At 69.6% G+C, this 22,689-nt stretch carries 3 protein-coding genes; all 3 read right to left on the bottom strand.

Features of this window, described 5'->3' with window-relative positions; all coding sequences use genetic code 11:
- Window positions 1–25: 25 nt before the first annotated feature.
- Window positions 26–10,705 (bottom strand): type I polyketide synthase, encoded by a 10,680-nt coding sequence (locus NM2_RS42715; RefSeq protein WP_067682416.1) that lies wholly within the window; start codon window positions 10,703–10,705, stop codon window positions 26–28.
- A complete protein-coding gene (locus tag NM2_RS42710; RefSeq protein ID WP_067682413.1) occupies window positions 10,702–21,507 on the bottom strand; it encodes a type I polyketide synthase in 10,806 nt (3,601 codons plus the stop codon). Before NM2_RS42710 ends, NM2_RS42715 begins: the two co-directional genes overlap by 4 nt.
- A gap of 28 nt (window positions 21,508–21,535) precedes the next feature.
- A partial coding sequence (locus NM2_RS42705; RefSeq protein WP_157121805.1) for a type I polyketide synthase occupies window positions 21,536–22,689 on the bottom strand: 1,154 nt, incomplete at its 5' end.

Below are 22,689 nucleotides of genomic sequence, written 5' to 3'. Positions count from 1 at the left end.
GTCTTGTCATCGGGGTTCGTCATTCTCAGTCCTCTGATGAGCCGTTGTAGGCCATGTCGATCAGGTCGTCGATGTCCAGTTCGTCGATGGATTCATCGGCGACGCTGCGATCGGTGCCGTCTGTTTCACCGCGCGGTGTCCGCTCGTCCCGCGCGAGTTCCATCAGCGCGTCCAGCAGTCCTGCCGCCCGGAGCCGGGAAAGCGGGATCGTCCGGAGGGCTTGGCGAATCTCGTCCTCGGGCAGCGCTTCCGGCTCGCCGGAGTCGTTCTCGGTCAGCATCTCGACGAGATGGGTGGCGAGTGCCTGTGGCGTCGGATAGTCGAATACCAGGGTCGCGGGCAGCGGCAGACCCGTGACGGTTTTCAGGACATTGCGGAACTCCACCGCGGTGACCGAGTCGAAACCCAATTCGTTGAACGCCTTGTCCGCGTCCACGGCATGCGCGTGGTCGTGGCCCAGAATCGATGCGGCCCGGCCGCGCACGATTTCCACGAGCACCGCGAGACGCTCGTGGTCCGCGGTGTCGGCCAGGCGGGCGCGCAACGCCGCGGCCGCCCCCGACGCCGCGGTGCGACGCTGCGGGATCAGGTCGGAGAACAGGGGTGAGACCGGCTCCGCACCGCGCACGGCATCGAGGTTCAGCCGAGCCAGGACCAGGGTCGCGGCATCGATGCGCGCGGCCGCATCCAACAGGGCGAGGCCTTGTTCCGCCCCCAATGGCAGTACACCGGAGCGCGCTATCCGCTGCCGCGCGGCGGCATCGAGTTCGGCGGCCATGCCGCCCTCGGCCTCCCACAGACCCCAGGCGAGGGATTGCGCGGGCCGGCCGGATGCCCGACGAAGCGCGGCCAGCGCATCCAGGCACGCGTTGGCCGCCGCGTAGTTTCCCTGTCCGGCATTCCCGAAGGTACCGGCCACCGAACCGAACAGGACGAACGCCTTCAGCGGGAGGTCCCGGGTCAGGTCGTGCAGATGCAGGGCGGCATCGACCTTCGGGCGCAACACCGTGTCCAGCCGGTCTGGAGTGAGCGAGTCGATCGCACCGTCGTCGAGCGCACCGGCCAGATGGAAGACGCCGGTCACCGGATGGCCGGCCGGGATCGTGGACAATGCCGCGGCCAGTGCCGCGCGGTCGGCCGCGTCGCATGCGGCGAAATCGACTCGCGCGCCGAGTTGTTCCAACTCGGTACGCAATGTCGTTGCACCGGGCGCGGATTCACCCCGGCGACTCAGCAGCAGCAGTCGGCGCACACCGCGCGCGGTGACCAGGTGGCGGGCGAACAGCCCGCCGAGATACCCACTCGCACCGGTGACCAGAACGGTGTCGTCGGCGGTGAAGGAATCCTCCGGCGCCGGCGCCGCCGCGGGTGTGACTCGGGTCAGGCGGGTGGCGTAGGCCTGTCCGGCGCGGACGGCGATCTGTGGTTCGCCCGCGGCCGCCACGCCGCCAGGCACGCCGGAGTCGGTATCGAGCAGGACGACCCGGCCCGGATGTTCGGTCTGCGCGGAACGAACGAGACCGCAGACCGCGGCGCCCGCGAGATTCGTGATCGCCTCGCCCGCAACCGATACCGCGCCGTCGGTTCGGACCACCAGTACCGAATCGGCGAAGCGGGAGGTGGTCGTCCACTCCTGAAGGGTGTGCAGCACTTCGTGAGTCGCGGCACGGACAGTGGCGGGATCGTCACCGGCCGGGCAGTCCCACACCACGAGGCCGGGTATCTCGTCACCCAGCTCCGCCCATCGGACCGTCGTCGCCTCGACATCGGGGATCGATATCGGTGTCCAACCGACCTGGAACAACGCATTCCGTCCGGCGGCCGCCCCGGTGGTGAGTTGTGCGGGATCGATCGGCCGAGACGCGAGGTGCCGCACGGACGCCACGGGCATACCCGTCGAATCGGCGAGATCCAGAGCCACGCCGTGCTCGCCCTTCGGAGTGAGCCGAACCCGCAGCGAGTCGGCGCCGCCCGCGTATACGGTGACGCCCGACCATTCGAACGGCAGGGCGATCTCCGTCGTGGGCGCATCCGACGCGGCCGCATCCGATGCCGAACGCACGGCGTGCAAGGCCGCATCGAGCAAGGCCGGATGCAGCCCGAATCCGGCCGCGTCGGCGCGCACGTGTTCGGGCACCGCCACCTCGGCGTAGATGCCACCGGGCCCGCGCCAGACCGAGGTCAACGCCTGGAATACCGGCCCGTACCGGTAGCCCTGGGCATCGAGTGCGTCGTATACACCGTCGATGTCGATCGCGGTGGCGCCCGCCGGCGGCCACGACACCAGGTCGAAATCGGGTGCCGTGTTGCCCTGGGCCACAACGCCTTCCGCATGCAGCGTCCAGGACGGGACGGCATCGGCCGCACCGTCGGGGCAGGAGAAGACCCGCACGGCCCGGTGTCCGGTGTCCTCCGGTTCACCGACCTCCACACGGATCGCGACCCCACCGGTCTCCGGGAGCGCCAAGGGCGCCCGCAGCACCAGTTCGTCGAGAACCGGGCAGCCGGCCTGCTGCCCGGCGTGCGTCACGAGTTCGACGAACCCGGTCCCGGGAAACAGCACCGTGTCCATCACCTGGTGATCGGCCAGCCACGGATGGGTCCGTACCGAGAGACGACCGCTGAGCGTGACGGCGCCGGAGTCGGGATGTGACACCATCGCCGAGATCAGCGAATGCCCGGTATCGGCGAATCCCAGTGCCCGAGCCCCGCCGTCGGCGGCCGCGGGCGCACCGTTCGCCCAATACCGCTGATGCTGAAAAGCGTAGGTGGGCAAGTCGATTCGCCGACTTCCGGTACCGGCGTAGAGACCGGCCCAGTTCACCTCGGCACCGGCGACGAACAGCGCGGCCACGCCGGCGGTCACGCTCGCGGCATCGGCCCGGCCCCGGTGGCCCAACGCCACCACGGGAGCGTGGCCCGCCGGCGCGGTTCGCCCGTCCAGGGTCTGATCGACCATCGGATACAGCACGGCGTCCGGCCCGACCTCGGCGAAGCGGGACACCCCCATATCCGCCATCGCGGTGACCGCGTCCGCGAATCGCACCGTGTCGCGAACCTGTCCCACCCAGTACGACGGATCGCACATCTCGTCGACGACCTGTCTACCGGTCACGGTCGACACCAGCGCGGCGGTGGGGCGTGCGAACGTCAGATCCGCGATCGCCGAGGCGAATTCGGCGAGCATGGGTTCCATCAGTGCCGAATGGAAGGCATGCGAGACGCGCAGGCGCTTCGTCCGCCACCCACGCCCGGCACTCGCCTCGACCACGGCCGTGACGGCGGATTCGGCGCCGGACAGCACGACCGACGACGGACCGTTCACCGCCGCGATCGAGACGTCTCCGGTCAGCACTGGCAGCACATCCGCTTCGGACGCACCCACCGCGACCATCGCCCCTCCCTCGGGCAACGCCTGCATCGAACGGCCGCGCGCCGCCACCAGCACACACGCGTCCGCGAGCGACAACACCCCCGCGATATGCGCCGCAGCCACCTCACCGATCGAATGACCCGCCACCACATCCGCCCGGAATCCCCACGACTCCAGCAACCGATACAGCGCCACCTCGAACGCGAACAGACCCGCCTGCGCGAACACCGTACGATCGACCAATTCATCGTCCGCCAGTGCGTCCCGCAGTGAAACCGTCTGGGCCAGAGCCGGTTCCAGCTCGCGGACGATACGATCGAAGTGCTCGGCGAACACCGGGAACGCGGCATGCAGCTCCGCGGCCATACCGGCCCACTGCGCGCCCTGTCCCGAGAACACCATTCCAGTCGAGCCCGGTACCACTCGACCGGACACCACACCGGGCGCCGGCTCGCCGCGACCCAGCGCTCGAATTCCGGCCTCCAGGCCCTCACTCTCGGACGACAACACCACCGCGCGGTGGTCGAACGCCATCCTCGTGGCCAGGGAGAAACCGATGTCGGCCGGATCGTGTTCATGGTCGGCGAGATGGGATGTCAGCCGCCGGGCCTGGTCGGCGAGCGCAACACCCGTGCGTGCCGACACCACCCACGGCAGCACGCCGCCGGCCGGTGCCGTCGTGGTCACCGGTCGCGGGCCGGGGTCCGGGGCCTGTTCGAGGATGACGTGCGCGTTGGTGCCGCTGATCCCGAACGAGGACACACCCGCACGACGCGGACGATCCCCTTCCTGCCACACCACCGACTCGGTCAGCAACTCGATAGTGCCCTGCGACCAATCCACTTTCGTACTCGGCCGATCGACATGCAACGTCTTCGGTAACACACCATGACGCATCGCCATGACCATCTTGATCACACCACCCACACCCGCAGCAGCCTGGGCATGACCGATATTCGACTTCAACGACCCCAACCACAACGGACGATCGGCACGGTCCTGCCCATATGTGGCGAGGAGAGCCTGGGCTTCGATCGGATCGCCCAGCGTCGTACCCGTACCGTGCGCCTCGACCGCATCCACATCCGCCGGGGACAGACCGGCATTGGCCAACGCCTGCCGGATCACCCGCCGCTGCGACGGACCGTTCGGCGCCGTCAAACCATTCGACGCACCATCCTGATTCACCGCAGAACCCGCGAGGACCGCAAGAACCTCGTGACCATTGCGACGAGCATCCGACAACCGTTCCAACACCAGTACACCGACACCCTCGGACCAGCCCACACCATCGGCTCCATCGGCGAACGACTTGCACCGGCCGTCGGGAGAAAGGCCACGCTGACGACTGAACTCCACGAAGACATCCGGTGTCGACATCACCGTCACACCACCGGCCAGCGCCAGATCGCATTCCCCCGATCGCAGCGACTGCGCGGCCAGATGCATCGCCACCAGCGACGACGAACACGCCGTATCCACCGTGACAGCCGGCCCCTCGAAGCCGAACACATACGAAACTCGCCCGGACACAAGAGATCCCGTATTCGAACTGGCGGGATAATCGTGGAACGACACTCCGGTGAAGACCCCGGTCGCGCTGCCGCGCAGCGCATTCGCGTCGACGCCGGACCGTTCCAATGCCTCCCACGAGGCCTCCAGCAGCAGCCGCTGCTGCGGATCCATCGTGGTGGCCTCGTTGGGACTGATGCCGAAGAAGTCGGCGTCGAAATCGGCTGCGGTATAGAGGAATCCACCGTGCCGGGTGTAGGTACGACCCGCCTTTCCCGGTTCCGGGTCATAGAGGGCGTCGATGTCCCAGCCTCGATCCGCCGGCAGCACCCCGGTGGTATCGGTACCCGCGGCGATCACGCGCCACAGATCTTCCGGCGAGGCAACCCCGCCGGGATATCGGCAACTCATCGCGACGATCGCAATCGGATCGTCGTCGGCCCGAATGCGTTTCATCGCAACGGTATCGGCGGCTTCCACGCCATCGAGTTCCGAGCGGATGAACTGCGCGACGGTTTCGGGAGTCGGATAGTCGTACACAAGCGTCGCCGGTAGTTTCAGGCCGCTCGCGGCGTCGAGCCTGTTCCGGAACTCGACCGCACCGAGGGAATCGAAACCCAACTCCCGGAACGCTCGCTGCGGTTCGACCGCATCCGCGGAGGGATGCCCGAGCACACCGGCAGCAACCGATCGAACCAGGTCGAGCACTGCTGCCGCACGATCGGCGTCCGACGAACCGGCCGACAGCCGCAGGAACTGCGGTCCCGCTGCGGATGTCGACTGCCGGCGTGGGGTGAGGGCAACGAGCGAGCGAACCAGCGCCGGTATCCGCGCACCGCGGGCGCGCAGCATCGCCGGATCTATCCGCAACGCCACCAGCTGAGCCGTATCGGCGGCCACTGCCGAATCGAACAGCGCCAAACCCTGCGACTCGGTCAGAGGCGGGAACCCCTGTCGGCGCATTCGTTCGAAATCGGCCTTGGACAAGTCGACGCCGAGCCCGCTCGACCGCGCCCACAGACCGAAATCCACCGACGTCGCGGGCAATCCGGCACGGCGCCGATGCGCCGCCAGCGCATCCAGGAAAACGTTCGCCGCCGCGTAATTCGCTTGCCCGGCCGCCAATACGAGCCCGCCCGCCGAGGACAGAAATACGAACAGCGACAGCGAACGATCGCGCGTGAGCTCGTGGAGGTGCCACGCCGCATCGACCTTGGGCGCGAAAACCGAGTCGATGCGCTCCTCGGTCATCGATTCGATCACACCGTTGTCGACTGTCCCGGCCGCGTGCACCACTCCGGTGAGGGGATGTTCGCCGGGAATGCCGTCGATCACCGCGGCCAGGGCGGCCCGATCGGACACATCACACGCGGCGATGGTCACCTGTGCGCCGAGTTGGGCCAGTTCGTCGCGCAACAGCATCGCGCCGGGGGCGGCCGTACCGCGACGTGAGATCAGAAGCAGCTGTCGCACACCATGATTCGTGACGAGGTGCCGGGCGATCAACGCACCGAGACCTCCGGTCCCACCGGTGATCAGCACCGTGCCCCGCTCCGCGGGCCGAACGGGTGTGCCGGACTCATGGCGACGCAACCGCGGCACCAGCACATCCGCGCCGCGCACCGCGACCTCGGGCTCGCCCGCAACCGCGGCGGAAAACGCTGCCACCGCGACCGGGTCCCGCTCCGGATCTGCCCGGTCCAGGTCGAGCACCTGGAATCGGTCCGGGTGTTCCGCCTGTGCGGCACGCACCAAACCCCACACCGCGGCGTGGCTCAGGCTCACCGGGTCGGAAACATCGACGGCCACGGCGAATCGGGTCACCACAACCAGACGGGACCGTTCGAAGCGAGAATCTCTCAACCAGCGTTGGAGCGTGTCGAGAACACCGGCGACGACACGCCGTGCCGCCTCCGGCGGCGCACCCTCGACCTCGGGGCACTCGAACAGGACGATCTCGGGAACAACCGGATCCTCGGACGCGGCCAGAGTCTCGATCAATGCCGCGAGGTCGGGATGGCCCGCTGCCGGACCGACCACCGCGAGACGTTCGGGCACAACGGCCGCCGCCGAGGACTGCGCGGCAGCGACCCACTCCACATCGAACAGATTCCGCTCGACCAGGTGCGCACCCAAGTCCTGGGCCGACAGCGGCCGAGGAACCACAGCAGCCGCCGACAACACCGGTCGCCCGCGATCATCGGCGATCCGCAGCCCGAACTCGTCGCCGTCGACGACGATCCGCACCCGCAGCGCCGCGGCCCCCGCCGAATACCGGGTCACCCCGGCCCACCTGGACGGCAACGCCGGGGACGCCGCACCCGCGCCGCGAACCATCCCGGCCTGCAGCGCCGCATCGAACAGCGCCGGATGAATTCCGAAACCCTCGGCTCCGGCCGAGTCGGGTAGCGCGACCTCAGCGAACAACTCGTCCCCGCGCCGCCAGGCCGCGCGCACCCCCTGGAACGCCGGGCCGTACCCGTATCCGGCATCGAGCAATTCGTCGTACATACCGTCGACGTCGACAGCGGCGGCGCCCACCGGCGGCCACGACATCAGGTCGAAGTCGGCGGCCTCGCCCTCGGCGAGAACACCCTCGGCATGCAATGTCCAGGACGGGTTCGCCTCCACATCACCGTCGGGGCAGGAGAATATCCGCACGGTCCGGCGGGCCACCTCGTCCCGGCCGCCGACTACGACCCGGACGGCGACGCCGCCGGTCTCCGGCAACGCCAGCGGCACCCGCAGCACAAGTTCCGTCAGCGCCGAACAGCCGATCCGCATCCCGGAATGCAGCGCGAGCTCGACGAAGCCGGTGGCGGGGAACACCACCACACCCGCGATCGTGTGGTCGGCCAGCCACGGCTGGGTCGCCACCGACAACCGGCCCGTCAACAGCAGACCATCGGATTCGGGGACCGAGATCACCGCGCCCAGTAGCGCATGGTCGACCGCACCGAGGCCGGCCGCTTCCACGTCGGCGGTGTGGGAGCCGGACGCCAGCCAGTACCGGCGACGCTGAAAAGCGTAGGTGGGCAACGGGACTCGCGAGACCGATCGTCCGGTGAAGAATGCCGGCCAATCGACATCGAAGCCCACCACGTGCGCATGGGCAAGGCAGTCGACGAGCTGCTCGCCCTCCGGGCGCCCCCGGCGTGCGCTCGCGACGACCGACGACTGCGATTCGATATCCTCCGGCAGGCATTCCCGGACCATCGCCGTCAGGACGGCATCCGGGCCGACTTCCAGGAACCGGCGGACACCCGCTGCCACCAGGGCGTCCACGCCCGGAGCGAACCGCACGGCCGCGCGCACCTGTTCGACCCAGTATCGGGGTTCCAGCATGTCGTCGCCGGTCCGGCCCGACACGGTCGACACCAGCGGAATCTGTGGACGGTGATAGGTCAGATCCCGTGCGACGGCCTCGAATTCGGCCAGCATGGGTTCCATGCGGTGCGAATGGAACGCGTGGGATACCGCCAGCCGCGATGTCTTGCGCCCACGGTCGGCGAACCACTGCCCGAGTACCGAGACGGCATCGTCGTCACCGGATACCACTACGGAGACAGGGGAATTCACCGCGGCGATGGAAACCCGGCCCATATCGCCGGTAACCGCCTCCAGCGCCTGCGACACCTCGGATTCGCTCGCCGCGACAGCGAGCATGGCGCCGCCCTGTGGCAACCGCCCCATCAGCCGCCCGCGGGCCGCCACCAATCGGCAGGCGTCGGGCAGCGACCACACGCCGGCGAGACAGGCGGCCGCCAGTTCGCCGATCGAATGTCCGATCAGCACATCGGGTGTCATGCCGGAGGAGATCAGCAGCCGGCCCAGCGCGACCTCGTACGCGAACAGTGCGGGTTGGGTGAATTCGGTCCGATCCAGCACATCGCCGTCGGCATCGTCGAGACCGCCGCCGGACCACCGTCCGGTGAACATCAGTTCGGCGAGCGAGCCGCCCAGCAGCGGATCCAACTGCGCGCAGACCTCGTCCAACGCGGCAGCGAATACCGGGAACGCCGCGTACAGTTCCCGCCCCATCCCGACCCGCTGCGCACCCTGACCGGTACACAGGAAGGCTGCCTTCCGGGTGACCGCCTGCCCCGTCGCCACGCCGCCGGCCGTGGTGGCCGAACCGTGTTCGGCGAGTGCTGCCAGTCCGGCGAGCATCGTCTCGCGGTCGCCGGCCACGACCGAACCCCGGACCTCCAGCTGAGCACGAGTCGTCACCAGCGACCAGCCGATGTCGTCGACTGCCAGGTCCGGCTGCTCGGTCACCCAATTCAGCAGCGCGGCCGCCTGCGCCCGCAGGCCCGCCTCGGTCTTCGCCGAGATCAGCCACGGCGGGACTACGGATCCCACCGCCCGCGCACGATCGGCGCCGTCGTCCACCGGGTCGGTGGATGCCGCCTCCGGAACCGGAGCCTCCTCCAGAATCAGATGCGCGTTGGTACCGCTGGCACCGAATGAGGACACCGCCGCGCGACGCACCCGCTCGCCCACCGGCCACGGCTCCGCCGTGGTGAGAAGCCGCACCCCGCCTCCCGACCAGTCCACATGCGGGGACGGGGCGTCGACGTGCAAAGTCGCGGGCAGCATGGCGTGCCGTAGCGCCTGCACCATCTTGATCACCCCGCCGACCCCGGCCGCGGCGGAGGTGTGCCCGATATTCGACTTCAGCGAACCGAGCCGGAGCGGACCCGCGACGCGCTCGCGGCCGTAGGTGGCGATCAACGCCTGCGCCTCGATCGGGTCGCCGAGCGTCGTGCCGGTGCCGTGCGCTTCGACCACATCGATGTCGGCGGGTGTCAGACCGGCGTTGGCGAGCGCATCGGTGATCACCTTTTCCTGCGACGGGCCGTTCGGCGCGGTCAGGCCGTTACTCGCGCCGTCCTGGTTGACCGCGCTGCCTCGGATGAGCGCGAGAACCTGATGACCGTTGCGACGCGCATCCGACAAGCGCTCCACGACGAGCATGCCGAGCCCTTCGGAGAATCCGGTCCCGTTCGCTCCCGCCGCGAATGCCCGGCAACGTCCATCCGGGGACAGCGCACGCTGCCGGCCGAAGGCGATCAGCAGGGTGGGGTCCGACATCACGGTGACTCCGCCGACCAGGGCGAGCGAGGTGTCGCCCTGACGCAGCGCCTGGCAGGCGAGGTGCAGCGCGACCAGCGACGAGGAACACGCGGTATCCACCGAGAGCGCGGGGCCCTTGAATCCGAAGGTGAAGGCGACCCGCCCGGACAGGACCGCGGACGAAACCCCCGGGTAGGCATGGCCTTCCGACTCCGCGGTCAGGCCCGGCGAACCGACGCGGGGCCCGTAGTCCTGATGGATCACGCCCGCGTACACCCCGGTGTCGCCGCCGCGCAGCGAGATCGGATCGATCCCGGCGTCCTCCAGCGCCTCCCAGGCCGCTTCCAGGAACAACCGCTGCTGCGGATCCATGGCGGCGGCCTCGCGCGGGCCTATTCCGAAGAACCCCGCATCGAAATCGCCGGCGGCATCGAGAAATCCGCCTTCCCGGGTGTAGACGGTTCCCGGTGTACCAGGGTCGGGGTCGAACAGGCGCTCGAGGTCCCAGCCACGATCGGCCGGGAACGGACCGACGGCATCGGTGCCGGCGGCGACCAACTCCCACAACCGCGCCGGAGTGTCGGCACCACCCGGATACCGGCAACTCATCCCGACGATCGCGATCGGTTCGGCGGCCCGGTCTTCCAGGTGCTGAATATGCTTCTTGGCGGCGCGCAGGTCCGCGGTGACCTTCCGCAGATACCGGCTGAGCCGTTCCTCGTTGCTGGTCTCGGGGTTGCTCATGCCGGGCCGAACTCCTTGTCGATCAAATCCAAGAGCTCACTGTCGGAGGAAAGTTCGAGATCGTCGTACTCGTGAACGGCCGACTCGGCACCGAGGAAGGTGCGCAGGCGCTCGTCGACTCCCCGCAATCCGGCGAGGATCTCGTCGTTGCCGACGCCGGCGGCGATGATCCGCTCGAGCAGTGCCTCGAGCCGGGCGATATCGTCCGACGCCGCGGGCGTCGCCGGGGTGGGCGCGACGGTCGCGATCTGTGCCAGCACATAATCGGCGACCTCTCGCGCGGTCGGGTAGTCGAACACCAAGGTCGAGGGCAGCGACAGTCCGGTCGTCTTCGACAGCCGGTTCCGGAACTCGACACCGCCGAGGGAGTCGAAGCCGAGCTCGTCGAACCCGCGATCCGGCCCGACGGCGTCGAGCGAGTCGTAGCCCAGCACCGCCGCCACCTGTTCGCGCACCAGGTCCAGGACGACGCCGGGGCGCTTGGTCTCGGCTACGTCATGGAGTCGCTCCCCCAGTGCCGGTTCGGCGGCGACCGCAGTGGCCGAACGGCCGCGGACGCGAACGAATCCGCGCAATGCCGGCGGTACCAGGCCGTGGTATGCCTCCAGCCGCAACTTCTCGGTATCCAGATGCACCAGGGCCGAGAACGATTCGCCCGCGGCCAGCGCCTGGTCGAACAACCGCAGGCCCTCGGCGCGGTCCAGCGGCGCCAGACCCAGACGCTGCAATCGGCCGAGAGCGGCGCGATCCAGACCACCCGTCATGCCGATATCCGGCTCCCACGGACCCCACGCGAGTGCGACTGCCGGAAGCCCTTCCGCGCGCCGTCGCGCGGCGAGAGCATCCAGGAAGGCATTCGCGGCGGCGTAATTCGCCTGCCCCGCCGATCCGATGATTCCGGAGATCGAGGAGAACATCACGAACGCCTCGAGATTCATCGCCTGGGTGAGTTCGTGCAGGTACTCGGCGGCGGCCGCCTTGGGCGCGAAGACCCGATCCACCTGTGCACCGGTGAGCGTGTGGACGGTGCCGTCGTCGAGGACGCCCGCCGCGTGCACGATCCCGGTGAGCGGGTGCTGCGCGGGAATGCCGGCCAACACCTCCCGCAGCGCATCGCGGTCGGTGACGTCGCAGGCGACGATCCGCACATCGGCACCGAGGCGTGCCAGTTCCTCGGCGAGTTCCGGTGCGCCGGTGGCGCGTTCGCCGCGGCGCGATACCAGCAGCAGTTGTCGCACGTCGTGCGCGGTGACCAGATGCCGTGCCAGCAGCGCACCCAGCCCACCGGTGCCGCCGGTGATCAAGACGGTTCCGGAGCCGAACGAAACCGGCTCGGCCGCAACGGATGTCACCGGCTCAAGGCGCGGCGCCAAGAGGCGGCCGGCGCGCAGCGCCACCTGCGGTTCGCCGATCGCGGCGGCGATCCGTTCGGCCGAGATGTGGTCCGTGCCTTCTGCGGAGGCGTCGAGCAGTACGAACCGATCCGGGTATTCGGTCTGGGCGCTGCGGATCAGTCCCCAGATCGCCGCCGATCCGGTATCCGGAGCTTCGCCGGGCAGCGCCGCCGCACGGTCGGTCATCACCACCAGCCGCGACCGCGCGAAGCGAGCGTCCGCCAGCCAGTCGTGCACCGTGCGCAGGGCCGTTTTCACGCGGTCGTTTGCCGACGACGGCGAAACACCGTGTGCCCCTGCGAATTCGGGCCACAAAACGACATCCGGGACGGCCGGTGCCGATGCGAGCGCGGCGAGATCCGGGTACCGCTCCTCGATTCCGGGCACCCGCGCGGTGCCGAGCAGGGCGGTACGCCCGGTCGCAAGAGGCTCGCCGGGCTCGACCACCGCCCAGCGCAACCCGTACCGGCTCGCACCTGCACCGGGCAGCGTGGCGCGCAACTGCTCGGCGTCGTAGGAACGCATCACCACCTCGTCGACGGAGAACACCGGCTTTCCGTCCTGATCGACGGCCACGACGCTGGTCGTCTCGGTGCCGCGCCGGACGGCCATCACCCGCAGCGTGGTCACCCGCGCGGTGGTATGGAATTGCGTTGCACCCCAGCGGAACAGGAGCTTGCCCTCGGTACGGTCACCGGGGTCGTCGGACCAGATCAAACAGACGAGTCCGGCATGCAGGGCCATATCGAACAGCGCCGGATGCAACTGGAACCGATCGGACGGGACTTCTCGGTTCAAGGTGACCTCGGAGAAGATCGTGTCACCCCGCCGCCATGCGGCGTCGATGCCGATGAACGAGGGCCCGTACTCCAGACCGGCGACGCGGGCGACCTGGGCCGGAATCCATCCGGGATCGACCGGGTCGGCGTCGGCCGGTGGCCACGCCTCGGTTCGCAGGATTTCGGCGAGTCCGAGGCCGGCCGGTTGCTCGCCGCTCAGCACACCACTGGCATTACGCGCCCATTCGAGGTCCCGGCCGGGTAGCCGGTAATGGAAGGTGAACGGTCGCCGGCCCGCCGGATCCGGTTCCCGCACCAGCACCTGAAGCTCGACATCGCCCTGCGCCGGCGGGAGAATCGGCGCCTCGAGGGTGAGCTCGTCCACCGCGCCACATCCGATCCGCCGACCGGCGACCAACAGCAGCTCCATGAGCGCGGCGCTCGGGACGAGCACCACTCCGTAGCTGGTGTGGTCGGCGATCCATGGCTGGGTGCGTAGCGACAGCCGCCCGGTGAACAGCCACTCGTCGCGATCGCCCACGCGCACCACGTCGGTGAGCAGCGGATGCTCCGAAGTATTCCGGGAGCCCCCGGCGGCGGGATCGAGCCAGTACCGGCGATGTTCGAAGGCGTAGGTGGGCAGAGCCACCCGGGTGTTGCGGCGGTCGGCGAACAGCCGAGTCCAGTCGACGGGCAGTCCGGCGATATGCGCTCGGCCGAGCAGTGTCAGGAACTGCTCGACCTCGTCGTGCTCGCGGCGGGCCGCCGCGGCGACCGCGGAGCGCGCCTCGATCTCCGCGGGAAGGGTCTGCCGCGTCATCGCCGCCAACACCGCGTCGGGCCCGACTTCGAGGAAGCGGCGCACGCCCGCCGCCACCAGAGTCTCGACACCCGGCGCGAAACGCACCGCGGCACGCACCTGCGACACCCAGTACCCCGGAGTCGAGATGTCCTCGCCGGCGATCCGGCCCGAGACGTTCGACACCAGTGGAATGCGTGGGACGCCGCAGGACACGCCGGCCGCCGCCTTCTCGAACTCGGCCAGCATCGGTTCCATCCGGGCGGAATGGAACGCGTGCGAGACCCGCAGTCGGCTCGTCCGGCGGCCCTGCTCGGTGAACCCCCGCTCGACCTCGCCGACGGCGTCCTCGTCACCCGAGACCACCACGGCCGCCGGCGCGTTCACCGCCGCGATCGCCACCCGATCCCCGAATTCGACTGTCGCCGAGGCGACTTCGGCTTCCGATGCGGCGATAGCGAGCATCGCGCCGCCCTCCGGCAGCTCCGCCATCAACCGCCCGCGGGCCGCGACCAGCGCGCAGGCATCGTCCAGCGACCACACACCGGCCACATAGGCCGCGGCCAGTTCGCCGATCGAATGCCCGATCACCAGGTCGGGGCTCAGACCGAACGACTCCAGCAGCCGGCACATCGCCACCTCGAAGGCGAACAGGGCGGGCTGGGTCAACCGGGTCCGATCCAGCATCCCGGTCTCCGCGGCGGCCGTCTCGCTTCCGCGCCCGGTGAACATCGCCTGTCGCAACGAACATCCCACCAGGGGATCGAACCGGGCGCACACCTCGTCCAGCGCTCGGGAGAATACCGGGAACGCCGCTGCCAGCCCCGCTCCCATTCCGACGCGTTGCGCACCCTGGCCGGTGAACAGGAAGGCCGTCTTGCCCGTGCACACCGTGCCGGAAACCACTGCGGCCGAGGGCGATCCGGCCGCCAGCGCCGCGAGGCGCGCCGACATCTGCTCGCGATCACCACCGAGCAGCACCGCCCGGCACTCGTGCTGCGTGCGTGCGGTCGCCAGGGAATGCCCCACATCCGCCGGATCGACCTCCGGGTGGCCGAGCAGCCAGTTCCGCAGCTTCGCCGCCTGCGCCCGCAGGGCGGTCTCGTTCTTGGCCGACACCAGCCACGGCATCGCCGGTCGAGGGCCGTCGGCGGCCGGCGCCGAGACGACCGGCGGGGAGGCGGGCGCCTCCTCGAGGATCGCGTGCGCGTTGGTGCCGCTGACACCGAACGAGGACACACCGGCCCGGCGCGCCTTCTCCCCCGCGGGCCACGGTTCGGGCCGCGTCAACAGCCGCACCGCGCCCGCGGACCAATCCACATGCGGGGACGGCGCATCCGCGTACAGGGTCCGGGGCAGCGTTTCATGTCGCAGCGCCTGCACCATCTTGATCACGCCACCGACACCGGCCGCGGCGACGGTATGCCCGATATTCGATTTGATCGAGCCGATCCGCAACGGCTCCCGGTCCCCACGGTCCTGCCCGTACGCGGCGATCAACGCATTGGCCTCGATCGGATCACCGAGCGGCGTGCCGGTCCCGTGCGCCTCCACCGCGTCCACGTCGGCAGGTGCGAGCCCGGCATTCGCGAGTGCCTGCGCGATCACTCGTTCTTGTGACGGACCGTTCGGCGCGGTCAGACCGTTGCTCGCACCGTCCTGGTTCACCGCCGTCCCGCGCACGAGAGCGAGCACGTCGTGCCCCCGGCGCCGGGCGTCGGAGAGCCGCTCGAGCACCAGCACACCGACACCTTCGGCGAAGGCGACGCCGTCGGCTTCCGCGGAGAAGGCTTTACACCGGCCGTCGGGCGAAAGACCGCGCTGCCGCGCGAAATCCACGTACAGATAGGGGCTGGCCGCGACGGTGACACCGCCGGCCAGGACCAGCGAGCTGTCACCCTGGCGCAGCGCTTGGCAGGCCAGATGCAGAGACACCAGCGACGACGAGCATGCGGTGTCCACGGTCACCGCCGGCCCCTCCAGCCCGAGGACATAGGCCACCCGCCCGGATATCACGCTGCTGGTGTTACCGGTGAGCCGATAGCCCTCGAGTTCGCCGTCGACGCGGTCGACATAGCCCGAGGCGCCGGCGCCGGTGAACACTCCGGTATCGCTGCCGCGCAGCGACGCCGGGTCGATACCCGCCTGCTCCAACGCTTCCCACGACACTTCCAACAGCAATCGCTGCTGCGGATCCATCGCGACGGCTTCCCGGGGGCTGATTCCGAAAAAGCCCGGATCGAAATCGGCTGCGTCGTAGAGGAATCCACCGCGGGTGGTGTAGACGGTACCGGGTTTGTCCGGGTCCGGGTCGAACAGTCGCTCGAGCTCCCAGCCGCGATCCGACGGGAACTCGCCGGTCGCGTCGGTTCCGGCGGCGAGGAGGTCCCACAACTCGTCCGGTGATTCCACACCACCCGGGAAGCGGCACGCCATCCCCACGATCGCGATCGGTTCGTCGGTCCGCACCCGGCGCACGGGCTCGACGGCGGGCCCGTCGACCGCGACCGGCGCGATGCGGGAGTGCACGAGTTTCGCCACTGCCGCCGGGGTCGGGTGGTCGAACACGAGGGTCGATACCAACTGCACGCCGGTGGCCTCGGCCAGGCGGTTGCGGAACTCCACCGCGGCGAGCGAATCGAAACCGATCTCGTCGAAGGGCTGGCCGGGCCCGATATCGCTGCCCGAGTCGTGCCCCAGTACGGTGGCGACCTGCTCGCGCACCACCTCCAGCACGACATCACGGCGTTGCGCCTCCGGCACCCCGGCCAACCTCGCGCCCAGCGACAACGCCGCGGCCGATTCGGTGCGTGCGGGTCGCGCCGAGCGGGGCAGGAAGCCACGCAGCACGGCGGGAACCACGCCGGCGTCGGATGCGCGTCGCAGGACGGTCGCGTCGAACCGCAGGGGTACCGGTCGCTCGTGCGCGAGGGCCGCATCGAACAGCCGCAGACCGTCGGCGTCGGCGAGTTGCCCCAATCCCAGGCGCGCCCAGCGTCGCAGCGCCGCATCGTCCAACTCGCCGGTCATGCCGCTGCCCTGATTCCACGGCCCCCACGCAACCGAGGTCGCGGCCATCCCCGCTGCCCGCCGCCATTGGGCGAGGGCATCCAGGAATCCGTTCGCCGCCGCGTAACTGCCCTGCCCGGGCGATCCGAGCACTCCGGCGACGGAGGAGAACAGCACGAACGCCGACACGTCGCGATCGCGGGACAGGTCGTGCAGATGCCATGCCCCGTCGACCTTCGGCGCCAGCACCCGATCCACCTGCTCGCGGGTCGACGACTCGACGGTGCCGTCGTCGAGCACCCCGGCGGCATGCACGATCGCGATCGGACCGGCGGCGGGATCGAGGGATTCGACCAGCTCTCGCACCGCCTCGCGATCCGCGATGTCGCAGGCGATCACCCGGACGTCGGCTCCGGCCCGTGTCAGGTCGGCGGCCAGGGCGTCGGCACCGGGGGCCGCGGGTCCGCGGCGCGAGGTCAGCACCAGCCTGCGCACGCCGTGCTCGGCGACCAGATGGCGGGCGAACAGGGCGCCCAGCCCACCGGTGCCACCGGTGATCACCACCGTCGCATCCCACGGCGACGCCCCGACACCGGTCTCGTCCGCCGCGGAGGCGCGCGTCAACCGAGGCACCAGCATCTGCCGGCCGCGCACGGCGACCTGCGGTTCACCCGATCGCACCACCGCCGCGATCAGATCACCGTCCAACGGCGTGGCGGGGTCGGTGTCGAGCAGAACGAACCGCCCCGGATTCTCCGACTGCGCACTCCGCACCAGTCCCGACACCGCGGCGGCAGCCGGATCCGGTCGCGCATCGGGCAATCCGGCACCGCCCGCCGTCACCACCACCAGCCGGGCGCCGGAGAGAGATCGCTGCGAGAGCCAGGACTTCAGCAAGGCCAGCGTGCCCTGCACCTCCGCCCGCACCGCCGCCGCGACATCGGTGGCGTCGGCAGTGGACCGCGCTGCGGCGCGCCACACCACCACATCCGGAACCCGTTCGGCCGCAACGACATCGGCGACGGAACCGTAAGAGGTGCCGATCCCCGGCAGCGGCGTGCTCGCGAGCACCGCCATCGACGAGGCCGGCGGTGCGGCCGGGCTCACCGGCGCGGATTCCCACCGCACCTCGTAGAGGCCGGCGTCGTCGCGCACCAGCGTTCGCCGGAACTCGCCGAGGTCGTACGGGCGCATCACCACCGCGTCGACCGACACGATCGGGTCGCCGTTCATATCGACCGCCGCGACGGAGATGGTCTCGGTTCCGCTCGCGATCGCGACGACCCGCAGCGAGGTCACCCCGGCCCGCCGTTCACCCGCCTGCCGGTGGAATCGCGCGCCGCCCCACCGGAACAACAACCTGCCCGTATCGGGTGGGAAATCCGCGTCCCGCCACATCAATCGGGAAAAGCCCGCATGGAGCACCAGATCCAGCAGGGCCGGATGCAGATCGTGGCGGCCGGCCTCCGGTGCGGCAGCGGTATCGAGGACAACCTCGGAGAAGACCGCGTCGCCGCGTTGCCATGCGGCGCGCACCCCGATGAACGCCGGACCGTATTCGAGCCCGGCATCCTGGTAGATCCGCTCGGCCAGGCCCCCGGTATCGACCCGTTCCGCGTCGGCCGGCGGCCACTGCTCCGCCCGCAACCGTGCCGACAACTCCGAGTCACCGTCACGATGCGCCGCCAGCGCGCCGGTCGCGTTGTGTACCCATTCGTCGTTCGCGGAGGTCCGGAAATAGAACTCGAACCGACGACGCCCGGACCCATCGGGCGCTTGCACCAGGACCTGCAGCTCGATCTCGTCGTCCGCGGTCGGCAGAATCGGCGCCTGCAGGGTGAGGTCGTCGACCACCCCGCATCCGATCCGGCCGCCGGCGACGAGCAGGAACTCGATCAACGCCGCGCTCGGCACGACCACGACACCGTAGGTCGTGTGGTCGGCGATCCACGGGTGAGTGCGCAACGACAGCCGGCCGGTGAACAGCCACTCGTCGCTTCCCGCCAGTCCGACCACGCCGGTCAGAATCGGATGATCCGACGCCGGCGATACCTCGTCGGCGGGCTGCAGCCAGTACCGCCGGTGCTGAAACGCGTAGGTGGGCAATGGAACTCGCCGCACGTTCCGGCCCCGGAACCACGGGGCCCAATTCACCGGCGCACCCGCCACCTGAAGCTCCGCCAACGCCGTGGCGAATCGCACCACCTCGTCGACCGAGCGCCGCGCCGCCGCCACCACCGAAGCGGCCGACTCGACCTCCGGGTTCTCGGCCAGACATTCGCGAGTCATCGCCGCCAGCACCGCATTCGGGCCGACCTCGACGAAACGGCGCACTCCCGTCGCCACCAGCGTCGCGACCCCCGGCGCGAACCGCACACAGCCGCGTACCTGGCGCACCCAGTACTCCGGTTGCGTCACCGCGTCCCCGGCGAAATCGCCCGACTCGTTCGACACCACCGGCAGGCTCGGCGGGCGGTACGTGATCCTCTCGGCCACCGACCGGAACTCGGCCAGCATCGGATCCATCCGCGCCGAATGAAAGGCCTGCGTGACCCGCAACCGATGGGTCTCGACACCGTGACCGTCGAGGCGCCGCTCGATCTCCGCGATGGCGTCGGCATCTCCGGAAAGGACCGTCGAGGACGGACCGTTCACTGCCGCGACCTCCACCGCGCCATCGACATCGGCGGCGATCTCGACCGCCCGCGCCTCCTCGACCGCCACGGCGAGCATCGCGCCACCCGCGGGGAGCGCACCCATCAACCGGCCGCGCGCCGCCACCAACGCGCACGCGTCCGGCAGCGACCACACCCCGGCCACGTATGCGGCCGCCAACTCTCCGATCGAATGCCCGATCACCACATCCGGTGTCACACCGAAGGATTCGACCAACCGGAACAACGCCACTTCGAACGCGAACAGCGCGGGCTGCGTGAACTCCGTTCGATCCAGCACCGCATCCGGATCGGCGAACATCACCTCCTTCAGCGAACGGCGAAGCAGCGGGTCGAACTCCGCGCACACCTCGTCCAGCGCCGCCGCGAACACCGGAAACGCCCGGTACAAACCGGCGCCCATCCCGGCCCGCTGGGCGCCCTGCCCGGTGAACAGGAAGGCGGTCTGCCCCGCGATCGCTTTCGACTCGATCGTGTTCGGCGCGTCCGTCGCCAGATCGGCCAGGCCTGCGAGGAGTTCGCTGCGGCCGCGTCCGAGGACCACACCGCGATGGTCCAACAGCGCCCGCGACGTTGTCAGCGAATGGGCGACGTCCCACGGATCGGCATCGAGATCGCCGAGCAGCCACTGCCGCAAGCGATCCGCCTGCGCCCGCAGCGCCTCGCGGGACTTGGCCGAAATCACCAGCGGGACCACATCGGACGCGAGGGGATCCGGACCCGGCACCTCCGCACTCGCCGGGACCGTGACCGGCTCGGCGGGCGCTTCCTCCACGATCAAATGGGCGTTGGTACCACTGGCCCCGAACGACGAGACCCCCGCCCGGCGCACCCGCTCCCCCGCCGGCCACGGTTCGCTGCCGCGCAGCAGTCGCACCGTTCCCGCCGACCAATCCACATGCGGCGACGGCGCGTCCACGTGCAATGTCCGCGGCAACATCTCGTGCCGCATCGCCTGCACCATCTTGATCACGCCGGCCACCCCCGCGGCGGCCTGCGTGTGCCCGATATTCGACTTCAGCGAGCCCAGCCGCAGCGGTCCGTGTTCGCGGCCCTTCCCGTAGACGCCGATCAGCGCCGTCGCCTCGATCGGATCGCCCAGTTTCGTCCCGGTGCCGTGTGCCTCCACCACGTCGACATCCGAGGCACCCAGACCCGCGTTCGCCAACGCCTGCGCGACGACTCGTTCCTGGGAAAGACCGTTCGGAGCGGTCAGACCGTTGCTCGCGCCGTCCTGATTCACCGCGCTCCCGCGCACCACCGCCAGCACGGTGTGGCCGAGCCGGCGAGCCTCGGACAGCCGCTCCAGCACCAGCATGCCGACGCCTTCCGAAAAGCCGGTGCCGTCGGCGGCCGCCGCGAACGCCTTGCAGCGGGCATCGGGGGAAAGCCCCCGCTGGCGCGCGAACGAGATCAGCAGGGATGGGTCGGACATCACCGTGACGCCGCCGGCCAGCGCCAGGGTGGCATCCCCGTTGCGCAACGCCTGGCATGCGAGGTGAATGGCCACCAGCGACGACGAGCAGGCGGTGTCGACCGAAATCGCCGGGCCCTTGAAGCCCAGGGTGTAGGCGATGCGACCGGACAGCACGCTGTTCGCGACGCCGAAGTAGGCGTGTCCTTCCGTTTCACCGGTGGTGGTCGAGGTGCCGATGCGCGGACCGTAGTTCTGGTGGATGACTCCGGCGAAGACGCCGGTTCCGCTGCCGCGCAACGTCATCGGATCGATGCCGGCGTGCTCGAGGGCCTCCCAGGACACTTCGAGCATCAGGCGCTGCTGCGGATCCATCGCCGCGGCCTCACGGGGGCTGATTCCGAAGAAGGCCGCATCGAAGTCGCCGGCGGCATCGAGATATCCGCCTTCGCGGGTGTACACCGTGCCAGGCACATCCGGATCCGGGTCGTACAGCCGCCGCAGATCCCATCCGCGGTCGGTGGGAAAGCCGCCGACGGCGTCCACACCGTCGGCGGTCAGGCGCCACAGGTCCTCGGGCGAGCGCACACCGCCGGGATACCGGCAGGACATGCCGACGATGGCAATGGGCTCGGTCGACCGGTCGGTGAGCTCGCGGAGTTGTTGTTTGGTCTCGTACAGCTCTTTCGCGGTCTTCTTGAGATAGTGCCGTAGCTCGTCGTTGTCGGCCATCGGTGGGGAGCTCCTAAAGAACGTCGGCTCAGCCGAGGTTGTCGATGAAGTCGAAAAGCTCGCGGTCGTCCGCGGTGTCGAGACGGTCGACGGCGAGGTCGGGGCCGCTGTCGACGGCGGCGCCGTCTTCGAGTTGGCGCAGGAGGGCGGTCAACCTGCGTGCCACGTCCGAGCGGTCCTCGGGCGACAGCTCGGCGGCGGCGCAGCTGCGCGTCAGCGCATCGATCTCGGCCGCGATCCGTTCCGCGGAATCCTGCGCCGGAGCGATCTGCCGGTACACGAAGCCGGCCAGATCCTCCGCGGTCGGATAGTCGAATACCAGCGTCGCGGGCAACTGCAGACCGGTCGCCCGGACCAACTGATTGCGGAACTCCATGACGCTGAGCGAATCGAAACCGATGTCCTTGAAAGGGATATCCGGTGCGATCGACCCCACATCGTCGTGGCCCAGTACTGCCGCGGCCTGCGTCCGGATCACGTCGAGCACGACACGTTCCTGCTCGGCCGGCGTGCGACCCGCCACCAGCGCCGCCAACGTCGACGATTCGCTCACCGCCGCGGCGGTCACGCGACGACGAGCCGGCCGCACCAACCCGCGCATGATCGAGCGACCGTCAGCGGCGAGCGCCGAACGGTCGATCCGGACCGCGGCCACATCAGCACGGCCACTCGCGACGGCCGCGTCGAACAGCGCCACACCGTCGTCGATGTCCAGCGGCGGGAAACCGTCCCGGCGCAACCGGGCGATATCGGCGGCGCCGAGGGTACCGGTCATCCCGGTGCTCTCCGCCCACAGTCCCCACGCCATCGACGTCGCGGGCAGCCCGTGGACGTGCCGATACTGCGCCAGCGCGTCGAGGAAGACATTGGCGGCGGCATAGTTCGCCTGGCCCGGGTTGCCGATCACGCCCGCGATCGACGAATACAGCACGAACATCGACAGATCCAGGTCCTTCGTCGCCTCGTGCAGATTCCATGCCGCGTCGACCTTCGGACGCAGGACCTCGGCGATTCGCTCCGGTGTCATCGTGGCCAGCAGGCCGTCCGACAACACACCGGCCGCATGGACGACCCCTGTCAACGGGTGGTCCGCCGGGACGGCCGCCAGCACGTGGTCCAAGGCGGCGCGATCGGCGGCGTCACACGCCACCACCTCGACCTCCGCACCCAGCGCGGCGAGGT

Origin of the sequence: Nocardia miyunensis NBRC 108239, assembly GCF_001613065.1 — a bacterium.
Lineage (GTDB): Bacteria > Actinomycetota > Actinomycetes > Mycobacteriales > Mycobacteriaceae > Nocardia > Nocardia miyunensis.
The sequence above is the reverse complement of the archived record's forward strand: the minus strand, read 5'-3'. Positions and strand labels throughout refer to the sequence as shown.